Origin of the sequence: Cedecea sp. (genome assembly GCF_036500665.1) — a bacterium.
Taxonomy (GTDB): Bacteria; Pseudomonadota; Gammaproteobacteria; order Enterobacterales; family Enterobacteriaceae; genus Cedecea.
Map to the genome: position 1 here is coordinate 29,356 of NZ_DASYBS010000149.1, position 15,747 is coordinate 45,102.

The 15,747-nt window shown below is 53.7% G+C and carries 17 protein-coding genes and 1 pseudogene; 5 read left to right on the forward strand and 13 right to left on the reverse strand.

The window, feature by feature from the left end:
• Positions 1-5: 5 nt before the first annotated feature.
• From ushA to VGM55_RS23885, 3 genes are all read right to left on the reverse strand, one after another.
• Positions 6-1,643 carry a bifunctional UDP-sugar hydrolase/5'-nucleotidase UshA gene (ushA, locus tag VGM55_RS23875; RefSeq protein ID WP_331636949.1) on the reverse strand — a complete coding sequence of 546 codons (1,638 nt, stop codon included), beginning with the start codon at positions 1,641-1,643 and terminating at the stop codon, positions 6-8.
• 192 nt (positions 1,644-1,835) lie between these two features.
• On the reverse strand, positions 1,836-3,122 hold the full coding sequence (locus VGM55_RS23880) for an HlyC/CorC family transporter (protein ID WP_154189425.1): 1,287 nt from the start codon (positions 3,120-3,122) through the stop codon (positions 1,836-1,838).
• A 26-nt stretch (positions 3,123-3,148) separates the two neighbouring features.
• A complete protein-coding gene (locus VGM55_RS23885; RefSeq protein WP_154189426.1) occupies positions 3,149-3,937 on the reverse strand; it encodes a cytochrome C assembly family protein in 789 nt (262 codons plus the stop codon).
• A 167-nt stretch (positions 3,938-4,104) separates the two neighbouring features.
• Between VGM55_RS23885 and ffh the strand changes: the two genes are divergently transcribed.
• The 5 genes from ffh to rplS all read left to right on the forward strand — a co-directional run bounded on the left by ffh (position 4,105) and on the right by rplS (position 7,864).
• Positions 4,105-5,466, forward strand: a complete 1,362-nt coding sequence (gene ffh / locus VGM55_RS23890; protein WP_126355067.1) for a signal recognition particle protein — start codon at positions 4,105-4,107, stop codon at positions 5,464-5,466.
• A gap of 253 nt (positions 5,467-5,719) precedes the next feature.
• Positions 5,720-5,968 (forward strand): 30S ribosomal protein S16, encoded by a 249-nt coding sequence (gene rpsP / locus VGM55_RS23895; protein ID WP_008458171.1) that lies wholly within the window; start codon positions 5,720-5,722, stop codon positions 5,966-5,968.
• Between the two features lie 18 nt (positions 5,969-5,986).
• Positions 5,987-6,535, forward strand: a complete 549-nt coding sequence (gene rimM, locus VGM55_RS23900) for a ribosome maturation factor RimM (RefSeq protein ID WP_038479707.1) — start codon at positions 5,987-5,989, stop codon at positions 6,533-6,535.
• A gap of 46 nt (positions 6,536-6,581) precedes the next feature.
• Positions 6,582-7,349: a tRNA (guanosine(37)-N1)-methyltransferase TrmD gene (gene trmD / locus VGM55_RS23905; RefSeq protein WP_038479710.1), complete on the forward strand. Its 768-nt coding sequence runs from the start codon at positions 6,582-6,584 to the stop codon at positions 7,347-7,349.
• A gap of 167 nt (positions 7,350-7,516) precedes the next feature.
• Positions 7,517-7,864, forward strand: a complete 348-nt coding sequence (gene rplS / locus VGM55_RS23910) for a 50S ribosomal protein L19 (RefSeq protein ID WP_331636951.1) — start codon at positions 7,517-7,519, stop codon at positions 7,862-7,864.
• A 165-nt stretch (positions 7,865-8,029) separates the two neighbouring features.
• Here rplS and VGM55_RS23915 read toward each other — a convergent pair whose 3' ends face one another.
• From VGM55_RS23915 to VGM55_RS23960, 10 genes and pseudogenes are all read right to left on the reverse strand, one after another.
• Positions 8,030-8,248 carry a DNA-binding transcriptional regulator gene (locus tag VGM55_RS23915; protein WP_331636952.1) on the reverse strand — a complete coding sequence of 73 codons (219 nt, stop codon included), beginning with the start codon at positions 8,246-8,248 and terminating at the stop codon, positions 8,030-8,032.
• A gap of 63 nt (positions 8,249-8,311) precedes the next feature.
• Positions 8,312-9,496 (reverse strand): phage late control D family protein, encoded by a 1,185-nt coding sequence (locus tag VGM55_RS23920; protein WP_331636953.1) that lies wholly within the window; start codon positions 9,494-9,496, stop codon positions 8,312-8,314.
• Positions 9,496-9,990 (reverse strand): phage tail protein, encoded by a 495-nt coding sequence (locus VGM55_RS23925; RefSeq protein WP_331636954.1) that lies wholly within the window; start codon positions 9,988-9,990, stop codon positions 9,496-9,498. The genes VGM55_RS23920 and VGM55_RS23925 overlap by 1 nt, the downstream gene beginning before the upstream one ends.
• 15 nt (positions 9,991-10,005) lie before the next feature.
• On the reverse strand, positions 10,006-12,480 hold the full coding sequence (locus VGM55_RS23930) for a phage tail tape measure protein (protein WP_331636955.1): 2,475 nt from the start codon (positions 12,478-12,480) through the stop codon (positions 10,006-10,008).
• Positions 12,473-12,592 (reverse strand): GpE family phage tail protein, encoded by a 120-nt coding sequence (locus tag VGM55_RS23935; protein WP_331636964.1) that lies wholly within the window; start codon positions 12,590-12,592, stop codon positions 12,473-12,475. Before VGM55_RS23935 ends, VGM55_RS23930 begins: the two co-directional genes overlap by 8 nt.
• Before the next feature lie 32 nt (positions 12,593-12,624).
• Complete coding sequence (locus VGM55_RS23940) at positions 12,625-12,930, reverse strand: phage tail assembly protein (protein ID WP_331636956.1); 306 nt, start codon at positions 12,928-12,930, stop codon at positions 12,625-12,627.
• Positions 12,931-12,995: 65 nt separating this feature from the next.
• Positions 12,996-13,514: a phage major tail tube protein gene (locus tag VGM55_RS23945; protein ID WP_331636958.1), complete on the reverse strand. Its 519-nt coding sequence runs from the start codon at positions 13,512-13,514 to the stop codon at positions 12,996-12,998.
• Between the two features lie 13 nt (positions 13,515-13,527).
• The gene (locus VGM55_RS23950) at positions 13,528-14,715 is read right to left on the reverse strand and encodes a phage tail sheath protein (protein ID WP_331636959.1); all 1,188 of its coding nucleotides are present in this window, start codon (positions 14,713-14,715) and stop codon (positions 13,528-13,530) included.
• 130 nt (positions 14,716-14,845) lie between these two features.
• The gene (locus VGM55_RS23955; RefSeq protein WP_331636961.1) at positions 14,846-15,415 is read right to left on the reverse strand and encodes a tail fiber assembly protein; all 570 of its coding nucleotides are present in this window, start codon (positions 15,413-15,415) and stop codon (positions 14,846-14,848) included.
• A 2-nt stretch (positions 15,416-15,417) separates the two neighbouring features.
• A pseudogene (locus tag VGM55_RS23960) lies at positions 15,418-15,747 on the reverse strand (hypothetical protein); the annotation flags it as partial.

Below are 15,747 nucleotides of genomic sequence, written 5' to 3' on the forward strand. Positions count from 1 at the left end.
CTCGACTAAAGAATGCGGCCGGGTTGCCACTGTTCGCTGTTGACTGGCGAATGCGTTTGGATGAAGTCCGCCAGCGTATCGGCATCTCCCTTTCCTGTATTGACATACCCTGGTTTGTCATCAAGCCTTGGGTAGCCAATACCCCCGCTTGCAATCGCATCAAGCGTGGCGAGACGATAGACCTTGTCATACTGTATCGCCTTGCCTTTAATGGCGATGTCACTTGCCTTATTCCCTTTAAGCGTGAAAGTTACGTTGGCAAACTGGGCGTAATAACCTGTTCCTGAAGGCTTAATCGCCACGGCGGAGATATAGTCGGCCGCTTCTTTGCCCGTGAGATCGATATAAGCAACCTGGTTTCGGAACGGTAAAACCAACAGCGTATCTCTTCGCGTGATATCTCCTTCATGTAGCGTGGTACGCACGCCTCCACCGTTTATCACCGCAAAGTCAGCGCCTGTTAGCGCCATCTGTGAGGTCAGTACAAGCCGAGAAAGGTTGGTTTGTTCGCTTCTCACGCGCTGACGGTCACCGACTAACTCGCCCTTTAATTCACCTATTTTCTGCATTAGTATCCGCTCACTTTTTTCCTGCCACGGCCCTAATAGCTTTATCATTCCGGGATCTTGTCGAATCTCTGAGGTAAAGAACGCATACCGGGCTTCGCCATTCTGTGGTCTGACCGCTTTTTTGAGATTCACCGGGATGAGTTGATAATTCACCAGCTTCAGTTCACCGTTGCGGAAGGTAAAATCTGCCCGACCGACATATCTTCCCCATTCATTTGCCTGAACAATCCAGGTACCGTTTTGGCGATCGGGTTTGCAGGGCATTCCTGGCACGTAGTCGGTAATTTCTTTGCCGTAGTCGTTCATACACAGTGCTTGCTGGGTATGGCCGCCAACAATGATATCGAGAGTGCCGGGCGGCAGCGCTTTAGCCAGGTCCACATCGTCTTCTGCGTGTTCACCGCTGCTGGGGGCATAATGTCCCATATGCGTGGCGGCGATGATAATGTCTGGTTTTTGGTTTTTCTTAAGGTGTTCAACCAGGTGCCGTACTTCATCTGTGGGCGAAGTGAAGGTGATATTGTCGAAATGACGCGGGCGGCCAGATTTCACCGTGTCCTGCGTGGTGAGTCCAATAACGGCAATCTTGATCTTCTGACGCGTAAATAAGGCGTAAGGTTTGAACAAGCGTTTACCGCTTTTCTTGTTATAAATGTTGGCGGAGATAAAAGGGAAGGAGGCCCATTTTTGCTGTTTTCGCAGTGTCTTTAGTGAATGGTCAAATTCATGGTTACCTATTGCCATTGCGTCGTAGCCAATCTTACTCATCCCTTTGAAGTCCGGCTCTGCAAACATCAGATCTGACTCCGGCACGCCTGTGTTGACATCCCCTCCTGAAAGCAGGAGCAAGACTCCACCTTGATTTTTAACCTGTTTCCTGATTTCGTCGACCAGGGTTTTCTGTGCAGCCAACCCATATTCCCCCAGCTCGTTTTGCCAGAAGTGGCCATGATGATCGTTGGTGTGAAGAAGCGTGATAGGGTAGGTGCGATCTTTTTCCCATGCCAAGAGTGGCGAGCTGAATAACGCTGAGCTGAGCAAAGTCGCCAGCAGAAGCGGGGGGGTTCTGTCCATAGCTTTTCCTTGTTGATAGTGTCCCACTCAGGCAATAAAAAAGCCCAAATTCCGGTGAGCCGCATCAAATGCTGAGGCACTGAAATTCAGGCTTGCCTGCGCAGCAGTCATCATCCTTTACGCAGAGAAGTGTATGTGTTTTTAACCGTTTAAAAAATAGTCGACAATCAGTTTCAGAGTTTACCCCGAGAATTATTGTTCCACACTCTGGCGCAGGGGTTTCACGGGCGTGACGCGAACTTGCTTAATCATATTGCCCTGCACGTCGATAATATCGATATCGTACTGATCGATGCGCAGACGAGTGCCCGGAGCAGGGATCTCCTGAATCTCTTCCAGAATCATTCCGTTTATGGTTCGCGCATCGTCCTCTGGCAGCGTCCAGTTAAAGGCTTTGTTAAGTTCACGTACGTTAGCACTGCCTTCGATAATGACTGAACCGTCGTTTTGCGGCGTGACTTCTTCAGCCAGCGTCGGGGACATCGACGTGGTAAAGTCGCCAACGATTTCCTCCAGAATATCCTCTACCGTGACCAGCCCCTGAATATCTCCGTATTCATCCACCACCAGGCCGACTTTCTTTTTGTTTCGCTGAAACTTCACCAACTGCACGCTGAGCGGCGTGCCTTCTGGCACGAAGTAAATCTCGTCGGCGGAGCGCAACATCACCTCTTTGGTGAACTCTTTCTTCTCGGTCATAAGGCGGTAGGCTTCACGTACGCGCAGCATGCCGATGGCGTCATCCAGGCTATCGCGATAAAGCACAATGCGCCCGTGCGGAGAATGGGTGAGCTGGCGGACAATAGATTTCCAGTCGTCATTAATATTGATGCCGACGATTTCGTTACGCGGCACCATAATGTCGTCGACGTTGACCTTTTCCAGATCCAGCACCGAGAGCAGCATATCCTGATTGCGCCGCGACATTTGCGAGCGAGATTCATGCACGATGGTGCGTAGTTCATCTTTGCTTAGCGCTGTACTGATGATGTTATCGACCTTAATGCCGACCATGCGCATCAGCAGGCGGGTAATGGTATTCAGTAGCCAGACTAACGGCATCATCAGGAACTGCAGCGGGCCAAGCAGCAGGCTGCTCGGATACGCTACTTTTTCCGGATAGAGCGCTGCGATGGTTTTTGGCAGAACCTCGGCAAACACCAACACCACGAAGGTCAGCACGCCGGTGGCAATCGCCACGCCTGCGTTGCCGTATAGGCGGATACCGACGATGGTTGCCAGGGCGGAAGCCAGAATATTGACCAGGTTGTTACCGATAAGCACCAGACTAATGAGGCGATCCGGCTTACGCAGCAGTTTTTCGACACGCTTCGCTGCCCGATTACCCTGTTTGGCCATGTGGCGCAGGCGGTAGCGGTTTAGCGTCATCATGCCAGTTTCCGAACCGGAGAAGTACGCGGACACCACCACCATGATGATCAGGGTAACGATCAGCGTGGTGGTTGAGATGTGTTCCAAAAGCAGTTTCCTTTAAAGAGAAGAGGTTAGCTAACGAACTGTTGCAGGACACGGCTGCCGAAATAGGCGAGGGTTAAAATACCCGCCCCGGCAACGTTAAACCAGACAACGCGGCGACCGCGCCATCCTTCATGATAGTGCCCCCACAGCAAAATGACGTAAACAAACCACGCGAGAATCGACAGGACGGCTTTATCGACGTTCTCCATGCTGAAGAGATTTTTCATGTAGAACAGGCCAGTGCATAGCGTCAGCGTCAGGAGCACAACGCCGACCTGAGTGATATGAAACATCTTACGTTCAATCACCATCAGCGGCGGCATTTCTGCACTGAACGCCAGCTTTTTGTTCTTCAGCTGGTAGTCAATCCACGCCAGCTGTAAAGCGTAGAGCGCGGCGATAATCAGCGTCGCATAGGAGAAGAGCGACAGACCGATATGCACCATCATTCCCGGCGTTGCTTCGAGATGGGTGATAAATTCGTTGGGCATAAAGGTCGCCAGTGCCAGATTTATCAGCGCGAAGGCGTAAACTATAGGCAACAGTAGCCAGCCGCGATTGCGGGAGGCGACAATTGTCATCACCGTACAAATCATCAGGCTGACGAGGGAACCCACGTTCAGCAAGCTAAGATTTTGCCCACCGTCAACGGTGAAGAATCTGGCTTCCAGCGCCAGCGCATGGCTAACCAGCGCAATGGCTGCGGACAAAATGGCAAAGCGACGCCATCCGCTGTTCTTCCGCAGAAGACCGGGAATGATCAGCGCGAGGCTGACGGAGTAGGCTACAAGCGCAAGAATGGCGAAAACGGGCATATTAAGGTGTCGGTCAAATTGGCCAGAGAACGAAAAAGTCAGTATAACGTTACCTGTCGCCTGCTCCAACCGTTGGATCACACCCGAGGCGGCTTCATGATATAATCCGCCAAATTCAGTTTTGTGTCGCGAGCTGCGGCCCCAGTTACCACGTTAGGCAAAATACCATGTTTGATAATTTAACAGACCGTCTGTCGCGTACCCTGCGCAATATTAGCGGCCGTGGGCGGCTAACCGAAGAAAACGTTAAAGAGACGCTGCGCGAAGTGCGCATGGCGCTGCTGGAAGCGGACGTTGCGCTACCGGTGGTGCGTGATTTTATCAACCGCGTAAAAGAAAAAGCGGTTGGTCATGAAGTTAACAAAAGCCTGACGCCGGGCCAGGAGTTCGTCAAAATCGTTCGCGCTGAACTGGTTTCTGCGATGGGCGAAGAGAACAGCAGCCTTAACCTTGCGGCACAGCCGCCGGCCGTTGTGCTGATGGCGGGCCTGCAGGGTGCCGGTAAAACGACCAGCGTCGGTAAGTTAGGTAAGTTCCTGCGCGAAAAGCAGAAGAAAAAAGTGTTAGTGGTGTCGGCGGACGTTTATCGCCCTGCGGCGATTAAACAGCTGGAAACCCTGGCCCAGCAGGTTGAGGTGGATTTCTTCCCGTCCGACGCGCAGCAAAAACCTGTCGACATCGTTAACGCCGCGCTGAAGGAAGCGAAGCTGAAGTTCTACGACGTGCTGCTGGTGGATACCGCCGGCCGTCTGCACGTTGATGAAGCGATGATGGACGAAATCAAACAGGTTCATGCCGCGATTAAACCGGTAGAAACGCTGTTTGTGGTCGATGCAATGACCGGTCAGGATGCGGCAAATACCGCGAAGGCGTTCAACGAAGCGCTGCCGCTGACCGGCGTAGTGCTGACGAAAGTGGACGGTGATGCCCGCGGCGGTGCGGCGCTGTCGATTCGCCATATCACCGGCAAACCAATCAAGTTCCTCGGCGTTGGCGAGAAAACCGAAGCGCTGGAGCCGTTCCACCCGGACCGTATCGCTTCCCGTATCCTCGGCATGGGCGACGTGCTGTCGCTGATTGAAGATATTGAAAGCAAGGTTGACCGTGCGCAGGCTGAGAAACTTGCCAGCAAGCTGAAAAAAGGCGATGGCTTCGACCTTACTGACTTCCTCGAGCAGCTTAAGCAGATGAAGAACATGGGCGGTATGGCGAGCATGATGAGCAAGCTGCCGGGCATGGGCCAGCTGCCGGACAACGTCAAATCCCAGATGGACGACAAGGTGCTGGTGCGCATGGAGGCGATTATCAGCTCGATGACGCTGAAAGAACGCGCGCAGCCGGAGATCATTAAAGGTTCCCGGAAGCGCCGTATCGCGCAGGGTTCCGGCATGCAGGTGCAGGACGTTAACCGCTTGCTGAAGCAGTTTGACGACATGCAGCGCATGATGAAGAAAATGAAGAAAGGCGGAATGGCCAAAATGATGCGTGGCATGAAGGGCATGATGCCGCCTGGCTTCCCTGGCCGCTAATTTTTAGAGGCCTGGCTTATTTGCCATTTTTGCGCCGGGGTGTGCTCGTCATCCTCACGTACTGCGTGTACGCTCCGGTGACTGCGCGTACGCCGACACAAAACTGGCTGCAACGCCAACGGCCTTTTATAGCAGAGTGATTAACTGCTGATTGCATTTTCCCCAGAAATCAGTAAAATTTTCGGGCTTTTAATATGACACCGGGCTCCATCCCTCGATGGGGCCCGGCGTTTTATTCACTAAAGAGGATGTTATGGTAACTATTCGTTTAGCACGTCACGGCGCTAAAAAGCGTCCGTTCTACCAGGTTGTCGTTACTGATAGCCGTAATGCACGTAACGGTCGCTTCATTGAGCGCGTTGGTTTCTTCAACCCTATCGCTAACGAGAAAGAAGAAGGCGTTCGCCTGGATCTGGATCGCGTAGCGCATTGGGTTGGCCAGGGCGCAACCGTTTCTGATCGCGTTGCTACGCTGATCAAAGAAGCTAAGAAAGCAGCTTAATCTGTCACGGTGGTCATGATGAGCAAGCAACTCGCCGCACAGGCTCCTGTTAACCCAATTGTGTTGGGCAAGATGGGCTCCTCCTACGGTATTCGTGGTTGGCTCAGAGTGTTTTCCTCCACCGAAGACGCCGAAAGCATTTTTGACTACCAGCCCTGGTTTATCCAGCGCGGCGGTCAGTGGCAGCAAGTACAGCTGGAAAGCTGGAAGCACCACAATCAGGATCTGGTCATCAAGCTGCAAGGCGTTGACGATCGGGATGCCGCGAATCTTCTGACCAATTGCGAAATTGTCGTGGATTCAACGCAACTGCCGGCTCTTGACGCAGGTGACTATTACTGGAAAGACCTTATGGGCTGCCAGGTAGTGACCACTCAGGGGTACCAGCTCGGTAAAGTCATCGATATGATGGAAACCGGCTCGAATGACGTTCTCGTCATCAAGGCAAACCTGAAGGATGCATTTGGCATCAAGGAGCGGCTGGTTCCGTTCCTCGATGGGCAGGTTATCAAGAAAGTCGATCTCGCTACTCAAACCATTGAAGTAGATTGGGATCCTGGTTTTTAAAACTCCGAAATCATACGGTAGTCGCTAGCATAGTGGGGATTGGCTTGTGTTTATTGGTGTCGTTAGCCTGTTTCCTGAGATGTTCCGCGCAATTACCGATTACGGGGTAACTGGCCGGGCAGTAAAAAATGGCCTGCTAAGCATTCAAAGCTGGAGTCCGCGTGACTTCACCTATGACCGGCACCGTACCGTGGACGATCGTCCTTACGGCGGCGGACCGGGAATGCTGATGATGGTGAATCCTTTACGGGAAGCCATCCACGCAGCGAAAGCGGCGGCAGGGGAAGGTGCTAAGGTTATCTATCTTTCACCTCAGGGGCGCAAGCTTGATCAAGCGGGCGTCAGTGAACTGGCAACGAACGAGAAGTTAATTCTGGTTTGCGGCCGTTACGAAGGGATCGATGAGCGCGTGATCCAAACCGAAATTGACGAAGAATGGTCAATCGGCGATTACGTTCTCAGCGGCGGTGAGCTGCCAGCGATGACGCTGATTGACTCAGTCTCCCGGTTTATTCCGGGCGTGCTGGGACATGAAGCTTCGGCAACCGAAGATTCGTTTGCTGAGGGGTTGCTGGATTGCCCTCACTATACCCGTCCTGAAGTGTTGGATGGCATGGAAGTACCGGCGGTATTACTGTCGGGGAACCATGCGGAGATTCGCCGTTGGCGCCTGAAACAGTCGCTGGGCCGAACCTGGCTTAGAAGACCTGAACTTTTGGAAAACCTGGCTCTGACTGAAGAGCAAGCAAGGTTGCTGGCGGAGTTCAAAAAAGAACATACGCAACAGCAACATAAACATGATGGGCAAGGTTAATCCTTCCCAAAGCCCCTAAATAGTTGGCGTTGCAGCAAGATGGCAAGCGAGTGAATCCCGATGAGCTTACTTTGGTAAGTGATTCGGGTGAAGGAGAGCAGCCAGCGCAGATGCAGCTTCAAATATGACGGGGATATATCAGTTTACCCAGGATAAGAGATTAAATTATGAGCAATATTATTAAGCAACTTGAACAAGAACAGATGAAACAGGATGTACCTTCCTTCCGTCCGGGCGACTCCGTGGAAGTGAAAGTATGGGTCGTTGAAGGTTCTAAAAAACGTCTGCAGGCATTTGAGGGCGTGGTTATCGCTATCCGTAACCGCGGTCTGCACTCTGCATTCACTGTTCGTAAAATTTCCAACGGCGAAGGTGTTGAGCGTGTATTCCAGACTCACTCCCCAGTAATCGACAGCATTACTGTTAAACGTCGTGGTGCCGTTCGTAAAGCTAAACTGTACTACCTGCGTGAGCGTACCGGTAAGTCTGCTCGTATCAAAGAGCGTCTTAAATAGTATTTGTTCAGGCGACATCCAGAAAATTAAAGTGAAACAAGGGGTTGGAAATTATCCGGCCCCTTTTTAATTTTTCGTGTCCACATAATGCCCACACAGATTACCTTTTTGTCCACCATCGCCCATATCTATAGATATAAAAAACCTGCTTTCGCAGGTCTTTTCTCACATCCACAGTATTTGTTGGCCGGTTCTGGTTGGGTGGGGTGGGGCTGGGTTAACTTCACCAGGCTTAACAATGTATCTTGCAAGTGATTCATGAGTAACGAATGTGCATCCACAGTTAAGGTTTTGGCATTGGTGATATCTTTCTTTTGTCTCGCGGCTCAAATAACGGCTGGATCTAGCGTGTGCTGAGTTTAGGCATAATGGGCAGTGCATCATTTGTTGTATTCCCCCTTGCGCTGATATGTTGGGAATGATAACTCTGCATCTTGCATTTGCAAGTTATTGTTTGCCTTTTTGAACTTCACCTTCCACTTCGTAATCAACATCTCTTAACCTCACCTCAAGCTCTAAGCCCGTCGTGTAGCCGCTATTGGTTAGCGAGTGGGTAACCTTTGTTATTGTCCAGTCCTGCTCGTCTATGACGCGCTTAAAACCCGATACACGCGCCGGGGTTTCCGGGTAGATATCAGCACGCCCCAGCGCCAGCGAAACAGAAAACTCCGCAACACCTCTTTGCAGCTTGTCCCATTTCGCCTGGGCGGCGCGCATAGCCTGCGCTTTTGTCGCATAGACCGTTGTCAGAGCAAAAACATTATCCTCCGTGCCGGTCATGTATTCCCCTTCGCGGGCTTCTTGCTCCCTGACCTTCTTTGCCTTACTCACCGGCGTCGCTTTCGGGTGCTCCAGCGCGCGTAAATGCCGCTCTTTGGGTTTTCGCTTTACCTTCACCTGCTGCTTTTGCTTCTCCGGCTTCGGGTCTTTGGTGTGCAACCATTTAGCCGTCACGCCGGTATATGCACCCCGGTCAGCAATGGCAAAACTGTGACGGTCGCCAGAGCTGCGCTCGAGGATGATTGCCGGGACCGGTTTGCCGCTGGCTGTCACACCCTTTCCGGCCTTAAGCATCATCAGACGACCGGCCTTCACCGATACCTCGGCACCGTTCCGCTCAGCAAGGCGGGTAAGGAATCTGGCGTCGGATTCCTGCGCCTGGTCGATGTGCGGAATGTTAATCCCTTTCAGCACGTCGGCGACCGCTGGCTCCAGCTTGTTACGCCCGGCAATGGTCGCCACAATTTCCCCCAGGGTTGTATCGTGATAAGAGGCTTCCCGGCGCGAGTTCAGCGTCCCGCGAAAATCTGCACTCCGTGCCCGGATAGTGACTTCATCCGGCGCCCCCCGGTGCTCAATTTCATCGACCGTAAACTGCCCCTTACCGATAAGCGGCTGGCCCTTCCATCCGAGGAATAATGTCAGCACAGCACCACGCAGCGGGAGCTCAATCAGGCCGTCGCTGTCGTCGAGCTCAATGTCGAGCTGGTCGGCCTCAAATCCGCGGTTGTCGGTCATGCTCAGACTGATAAGCCGGTCGCTGATGTTCTGCGTAATGTCTTTGTTTTCCAGCCTGAGCAAAAACGCCGGTGTCGCGGTGGCCCCTGCGTCAGATAGCATTGTATCCAGCATCAGAATAATCCCCCTGCAGTGTTACCCGGCTTTGAAGCCACATCCCCGGCCATATCGCGCGCTTTACCGACCAGGCTCTCGGCCTGCTTGCCAATATCCCCGAACATATTCGCGAGCGATTCATTCACCCGCGTAAGCTCAAGCGTAAAATCTATTTTTCTGGCCGTGCCGTCGCTGAAAAACTCCGCATTAGTCTGACGCACCGAGTTAACGACAAACATCCCGTAAATCGTGCCGGTCCCCTCAATCAGTGACCAGGCTTTCCCCTCATCAGCCATGAGCTTTAATGCCTGTAGCGAGACTCTGCCGCCGGTAATTTCCGGGTAAAGCGTTCCACTCAGCGTGATTTTTTCCTCCTCCACGCCGAGGAACTGAAACGCCGGGCGCTCACCTACGCGGCTGTTTGACGGCCATCGCCAGCTAATATCATACTGCATCGACTGATACGGCAGTGTCTGACGCATAAAAACAAAAAGGCCAAGTGCGAGCATCATCGTTAATTCCTCCTGTCAGTCGTGTTGCATACTGGATCGCTGGCGAGCGCGTTTTTCACGGTCGATTCTTTCCACCGCTTCGCGCATCTGTCGGTCGAGGTCACGCTCCGGCATACCCCCACCCTGCAGGTGAATGTTGTACTCGCTCCGGCTGTTGTCGATATACGAGCGACCGCCCGGCGCGCTGATGGGCTGATAAGCCTGATTCCCGCCAGCGGTTGCCGGAATGTATGCACCACCGGTGGCAAGCGAATAACTCCCGCTGCCGCCAGGTGCATTTGCCCCGCCGGTGGCAAGTTCACCCGCCGTTTTATTGATTTCGCCCGATTCCTTGTTGATGACGCCGAGCTTTTCCAGCACCCAATCAATGCCGCTGCGCAATTTATTAAAGGCGTTAAGCGGTAACATCAGGGCATCAGCCAGTGCCTGACCAAACATCACCCCGGCACGTTTGCAGAAATCGAGCGTTTCCTGAGTGGATTTCACCGGCGCAATCAGGTCTTTGAACCACTGCCAGATACCCTTTAATTTCTCTCCCAGCCAGTCAAACACCGGCACAAGGGGAGCGAACATTTCCCCCACTGGCGCAAAGGCCGCTTTTAGCCCCTCAACCACCCCGGCGAAAACGGCGCTGATGGGCTCCCAGAATTTGCGGATAAGCAGCGCCCCGGCGACGATGGCCGCCACCACTGCGACAATCGGCCAGGTGATCGCCCCGATGGCGGTGACTATTGCCCCTCCTGCCACGCTGAAAATTGTCCCGAGCAAACCGGCAGCCGCAATGATCGCATTGATACCGGTGACAACCGGCCAGGCAACCAGACCGATAGCCCCGATGGTGCCAATCAGTGCCAGCGCGCCACCGGCAATCAGCCCGAGGGTTTGTGCGAGCTTTTTATTGTCCGTTATCCATTTATCGAGCCTTAACACATAGCCCGTGGCCGCCTGGGTCAGACTGCGCAAAGAGTCATTCTGTTGGTCAAAAAGGTCTGTGCCGACCGCCTCATAAGCAGACTGAAACTCTTTAAAGTCGCCCCCGAGGTTATCCTGCATGACCTTGACCAGCTCCCCGGTTTTGCCGTCCGAACCTTTTAGAGCGGCGGTCAGTTGGTCAAGCTTGCCGCTGGCTGCGGCGGCCAGTAAGACGTTTGATGATTTAAGCGCTTCCTCGCCGAATATTGTTTTTAGGTACTCGCCTTGCTGCGCGTTTCCTAATTTGTTTTTGTTGAAGCTGGCCTGAATTTCTTTGAGGATCGTAAAAATCGGACGCATGTTGCCTTTGCTGTCTGATGTTTTTACTCCCAGCTCTTTAAGCGCAGTCCATGCCTTGCCTGTTGGTGCCTGCAGTCTGGTAACTACGGCACTACTCCCCGTACCGGCCATCGAGCCTTTGACGTTGTTATCGTGCAGAACCCCCGCCATTGCGGCCGCCTGCTCAAGGCTTACTCCCGCCGTTCTTGCTACCGGGCCCAGGTATGTCAGGGCATCACTGAGACCCTGAAAATCTGCCGCCGACTTGTTCATTGTCGCCGACAGAATGTCGCCAATATGGCTTACATCCCCGTTTGAAAGCTGGAAAGCCGCCTTTGTACCTAACAGCAGTTGCGCGTTTTCTTCCATCGAGCGACGGTTAGCCAGCGCCATATTAAGCGTAACCGGCGTTGCAGCCTGGATGGCGGCAGCATCACCACCCGCTTTAGCGATAACAATTTGGGCTCCAGCCGCATCGTCGGCAGAGGCGGCGGTGTTGTCCCCGAGCTGGCGCGCCTGTTTGCGTAGCGCCTGCATTTCCGGGGATTGTTTATCCACCCCGAGTACGGCCTGCAGCTCAGAGTTTTTCTGTGCAAAGTCATAGCCTGGCATCAGCAGCTTCACACCGGCCATCGTTCCCGCCGTGGCGATACCGACCCCGGCAGCACCCACGGCGGCCGCACTTCCAGCGAGCTCCTTGCCGGATTGATAGCGCTGTTTCACGGCGTTGAGTCTGGCCTGCTGCGCGCTGACCCACGCCAGTGCTTCACGCTGGCGGTTAAGCTGCGTGGTTGTCTCGCTGAGGGAGTTTTTCAGGCGGCGCTCATCGCTCGCGAGGGTGCGGGTATTTATACCGGCCTGCGCGAGCTCCTGCCGCTGGCGCTGGACGGATTGCCGGAGGCCGTTGTATTTAAGCTTGAGGTCTGCTGCATTCTTTTGTGCGATCTCCATCGCACGTGCCTGCGCTCGTGTGGGTTGTTCGGTATTGTTAAACTGGACAGCCAGCGCAGTGGCTTCCTGTTTTGCCTGCTTCAAAGCCTGACCGGTGACCGCAAGCTGCTTGCTGGCCTTACGGAACCCCTCAATTTTTGAGGCCTGCCCGTTCAGCTCACGTAAGGATTTTTGTGAATCCCGGATATCACCAGACAGCGATTTGCTTGCTGTCTGGATGGATTTAAACGGGCGGGTCGCCAGGTCAACAGCCTTGAGTAACACCTGTAACTTAACGTTATTACTCATTCGTGTTTCCGCTTCGCTGGAGCGCTTTATCGCGCCACAAAAGGAGCTCGGTCACGCTCATCGGATAAAGCTCGGATGGCGGCCAGTGAAAAATCACCGCGATATCCGCGATAAGATCGTCGACCGAGAAATTTTCAGGGAATGTTAAGCCACCGCATTCGGTGCCAAAAAACCAACCACCTTACCGGCCAGTGCCAGAATATCCGGCAGCTCAAGCGCCGCGACTTCCTGCTCGGTAAGATTTGGGTAAGTCATGCGCGGCAACACTTTAATCAGGGCATTCACATCAGAGTTTGCCACGTCAGCCAGCGATACGCCGCGCAGCATCCCGGTATTGGGTTTAATCAGGGTGATGGACTCGATTACCTGCTCACCGCGTTTAATCGGATTTTCCAGGGTGACAATGCTGTCGGTGTTTTTTACTTCGGCGGCGGCTTTTACTTTGCTCATGGTCTTTGCTCTCTGTCGTCAAAATTTGGGTAATAACCGGCGAGGGTTACCCACCGGTGTTGGGGTTAAATCAGGCCGATATTACGGCGGTGTTGTTCCAGTCTGTCGACGCCGTTTACTTTTTCAGTACCGTTCAGCACGTCGATTTCAACGAGCGCTTTCCCGTTGATGGTGAGTTTGTAATAGGTGCAGATAACCGACAGCTTGCTCTCGGTTTTCTCACCCTGTTTGTTTTCGCCGGTGTCGATTTCCTTCATTTTGAAACGGGTCACCACCTCAACCGGCACGGTTTCGCCGGTGTCGTCGCGCTGATATGAGCCTGCATAGCGCAGCAGCTCACCGCTACCCACGGCCCCATACAGCGACCAGAGCGCCTCATCCGGGAAGCCGCCGAGGCCCAGCTCCATTGAAAGCGCGTCATCGTCCAGACCAAAATCTATCGGGGCTGCGCCGTTCATCCCGCCGCCGCGATACATCTCCAGTTTGCGGGTCAGTTTCGGCAGCGTCAGTGAGCTCATAACGCCGAGATAGCTAAAGCCATTGATGAATACATTCATCAATTTCAGGGTGCGTGGCATTGCCATTTATTCAGGCTCCTTAACTGTTGACCGCTGAGACCAGGTTCGCGAGGTACTTGTCGGTAATACGCTGGCGCAGGGTTAGGTTTTCGAGAGGCGGTACCGGCGTATAGTCATAATCCAGAATGAGTTTTCCGGCCTTCAGGCTCTCTTTGTCATTGGCGCTTTCGTCAAACCAGCAGCTAGCGCCGACGATATAACCGGCGGTCGCCATCTCGCGGAATCTGGCGTTGATACCCTCGATAATGTCCCTGATTAAGACCGGCGTGACCGGTTTATCAACCGCCCACATATGCCCCCCGGCCATCGTGTCGGCGATAACCTGCGCGGTGCGGGTGTAGTTTTCGAAAAGGAATAGAGGGTCGTCAGAGCAGCAGCGGTTACCCCAGAACCGGAAACCGTCCTTGCGGATCAGTGTGGTTACCCCGGCAGCGTTCAGCAGGTCAGCGTCGGTGCCGGACTCCTGCAAATCCCAGAATACGGATGCACTGATGCCGGTCACCCCCTGGACGCCAACGTTTGACAGGGTTTTATGCCAGCCGACGGTCTGGTCGATGTAAGCACGCAGCCCCATTGCGCGGGCGGTGGCGTAAGCCGTGACGCTGGTACCGGTGACAGCATCCCAGGCGATAAAGTCAGGCCAGATAAGCATTAATTCACGCTGGTTGAAGTTCTCGCGGTACTTAATGGCATCAGACACTGTTTTGCATCCCCGGGCGCTGATGTAGCCGAATGCGCGGAGCTTCCTGCAAATTGCCCCGAGTTCTAAAGCCACCTCTTTTGTATCGAGCCCCGGCACGCCGAGAATGCGCGGTTTAACGCCGGTCACAGCCTCAGCGGTCAGCAGCGCTTTCAGCCCGGTGTAGTTGCCGTTCTCATCTGTGGAGCCAATGATGTTCGAGATTGTTTCGGCCTGTGCCGCCTCTTCATCGTCGCCCGTTCCCTCGGCAACGCGCACAACAACGGTAACCGGGCTGGCCTGGTCGGCGATAGCCTGCAGGGAAGCGGCCAGGGTACCTTTTTTACCGGCTCTGGCAATGGCGTCCTGCACCCGGGTAATCAGCACCGGCTCATTGAGCGGGAAGGTTTTTTCGTCTGCATCACTGGCGGTGCAGACCATGCCAGTGATGGCCGTTGAAACGGTGGAAATAACGCGCGTGCCGTCATTAACTTCGACGACCTGGACGCCGTGGTGAGAGTCACTCATCCGGTTTACTCCGTGGTGTTTGGGTGAGTGATATTTTCTGCCGTGGGGCAGCAGGGCGCGAGCGGTCGGGGTTTTGCTGTCGGTGGCACAACCGGGAAAAGAAAAACGCCCCCGGCCGGGAGCGCTTTTATCAGGCAGGAAGTTCCGGCCAGGTAATATCTGGCGCGGCACTCACATCAAGGCGATTCAGTATGACGCGATAAGTTTTCCAGGCCTTGAGCTTCTGTAACTCTTCGTCAGTGGCAATCTCAATATCGGCCGCATCCTGCAGCGGTGCTATAGCGTCGGTCGCCTCACTGAGAAGTCCTGATTTGGTTTTCTGCGCCTGCCCTTTTAACTCATCCGCACTCAGTTTGCGGGGAACAACTTTTTTACCGTCAAATGCCCACTCACCGCGCCTGATGCTGAAGCCCTCCGGCAATTTCCCCTCGATTTCCGTAACGCTCATCCCCTCAGGGGAAAACAACGATATGGCATAAATGTCGCCGCGTTCCGGCACAGGCTTATCAATGACGGAGCGAATAATATTCTCGCTGTCGTACATGATTTTTATCGTGTTATCCGCAAAAAGCGACTGGCACTCATACCAGTCCTGTCCGTCTTCTGACTCGAAAAAACGTATACCGGCAGCGGCATCGCCGTACTTTTCAATATCACGCTCTGTTGGCTGTTTAACCCTGAAATTTTTAATATTTTGCATGTTTACCCCTGGGCATTAACCCACCCACCACGCGTCCAGAACTGAACGGGTTTGTAGCGAACATAAGACTGATTGTCGTTAAAGTCGCCGCCTGTTAATACATACCCCGCTGGCGCGTCACCGCCCGCTGCGGGCCACCAGGTGGAAATCACCGCGCCCAGCTGCACGCTGGAAACAAAGTTCTGCGACGTCCAGCTCTGCACTTCATCTATACGCTGATTCACCCATTGCCATGTCGAGCGGGTGTTAATATTGTCATCCCGCGCGGCAAGCTGACCATTTGCCCAGTCCCATGTGGCACGGGTATTGATGTTGTTATCCCGCGCGGTAAA

What these genes read in the sequence shown, in the direction of transcription:
- ushA (WP_331636949.1), bottom strand. Translation starts at nt 1,643, where the DNA reads ATGGACAGAACCCCCCCGCTTCTGCTGGCGACTTTGCTCAGCTCAGCG.
- VGM55_RS23885 (WP_154189426.1), bottom strand. Translation starts at nt 3,937, where the DNA reads ATGCCCGTTTTCGCCATTCTTGCGCTTGTAGCCTACTCCGTCAGCCTC.
- ffh (WP_126355067.1), top strand. Translation starts at nt 4,105, where the DNA reads ATGTTTGATAATTTAACAGACCGTCTGTCGCGTACCCTGCGCAATATT.
- rpsP (WP_008458171.1), top strand. Translation starts at nt 5,720, where the DNA reads ATGGTAACTATTCGTTTAGCACGTCACGGCGCTAAAAAGCGTCCGTTC.
- rimM (WP_038479707.1), top strand. Translation starts at nt 5,987, where the DNA reads ATGAGCAAGCAACTCGCCGCACAGGCTCCTGTTAACCCAATTGTGTTG.
- rplS (WP_331636951.1), top strand. Translation starts at nt 7,517, where the DNA reads ATGAGCAATATTATTAAGCAACTTGAACAAGAACAGATGAAACAGGAT.
- VGM55_RS23915 (WP_331636952.1), bottom strand. Translation starts at nt 8,248, where the DNA reads ATGATGCACTGCCCATTATGCCTAAACTCAGCACACGCTAGATCCAGC.
- VGM55_RS23920 (WP_331636953.1), bottom strand. Translation starts at nt 9,496, where the DNA reads ATGCTGGATACAATGCTATCTGACGCAGGGGCCACCGCGACACCGGCG.
- VGM55_RS23925 (WP_331636954.1), bottom strand. Translation starts at nt 9,990, where the DNA reads ATGATGCTCGCACTTGGCCTTTTTGTTTTTATGCGTCAGACACTGCCG.
- VGM55_RS23930 (WP_331636955.1), bottom strand. Translation starts at nt 12,480, where the DNA reads ATGAGTAATAACGTTAAGTTACAGGTGTTACTCAAGGCTGTTGACCTG.
- VGM55_RS23940 (WP_331636956.1), bottom strand. Translation starts at nt 12,930, where the DNA reads ATGAGCAAAGTAAAAGCCGCCGCCGAAGTAAAAAACACCGACAGCATT.
- VGM55_RS23945 (WP_331636958.1), bottom strand. Translation starts at nt 13,514, where the DNA reads ATGGCAATGCCACGCACCCTGAAATTGATGAATGTATTCATCAATGGC.
- VGM55_RS23950 (WP_331636959.1), bottom strand. Translation starts at nt 14,715, where the DNA reads ATGAGTGACTCTCACCACGGCGTCCAGGTCGTCGAAGTTAATGACGGC.
- VGM55_RS23955 (WP_331636961.1), bottom strand. Translation starts at nt 15,415, where the DNA reads ATGCAAAATATTAAAAATTTCAGGGTTAAACAGCCAACAGAGCGTGAT.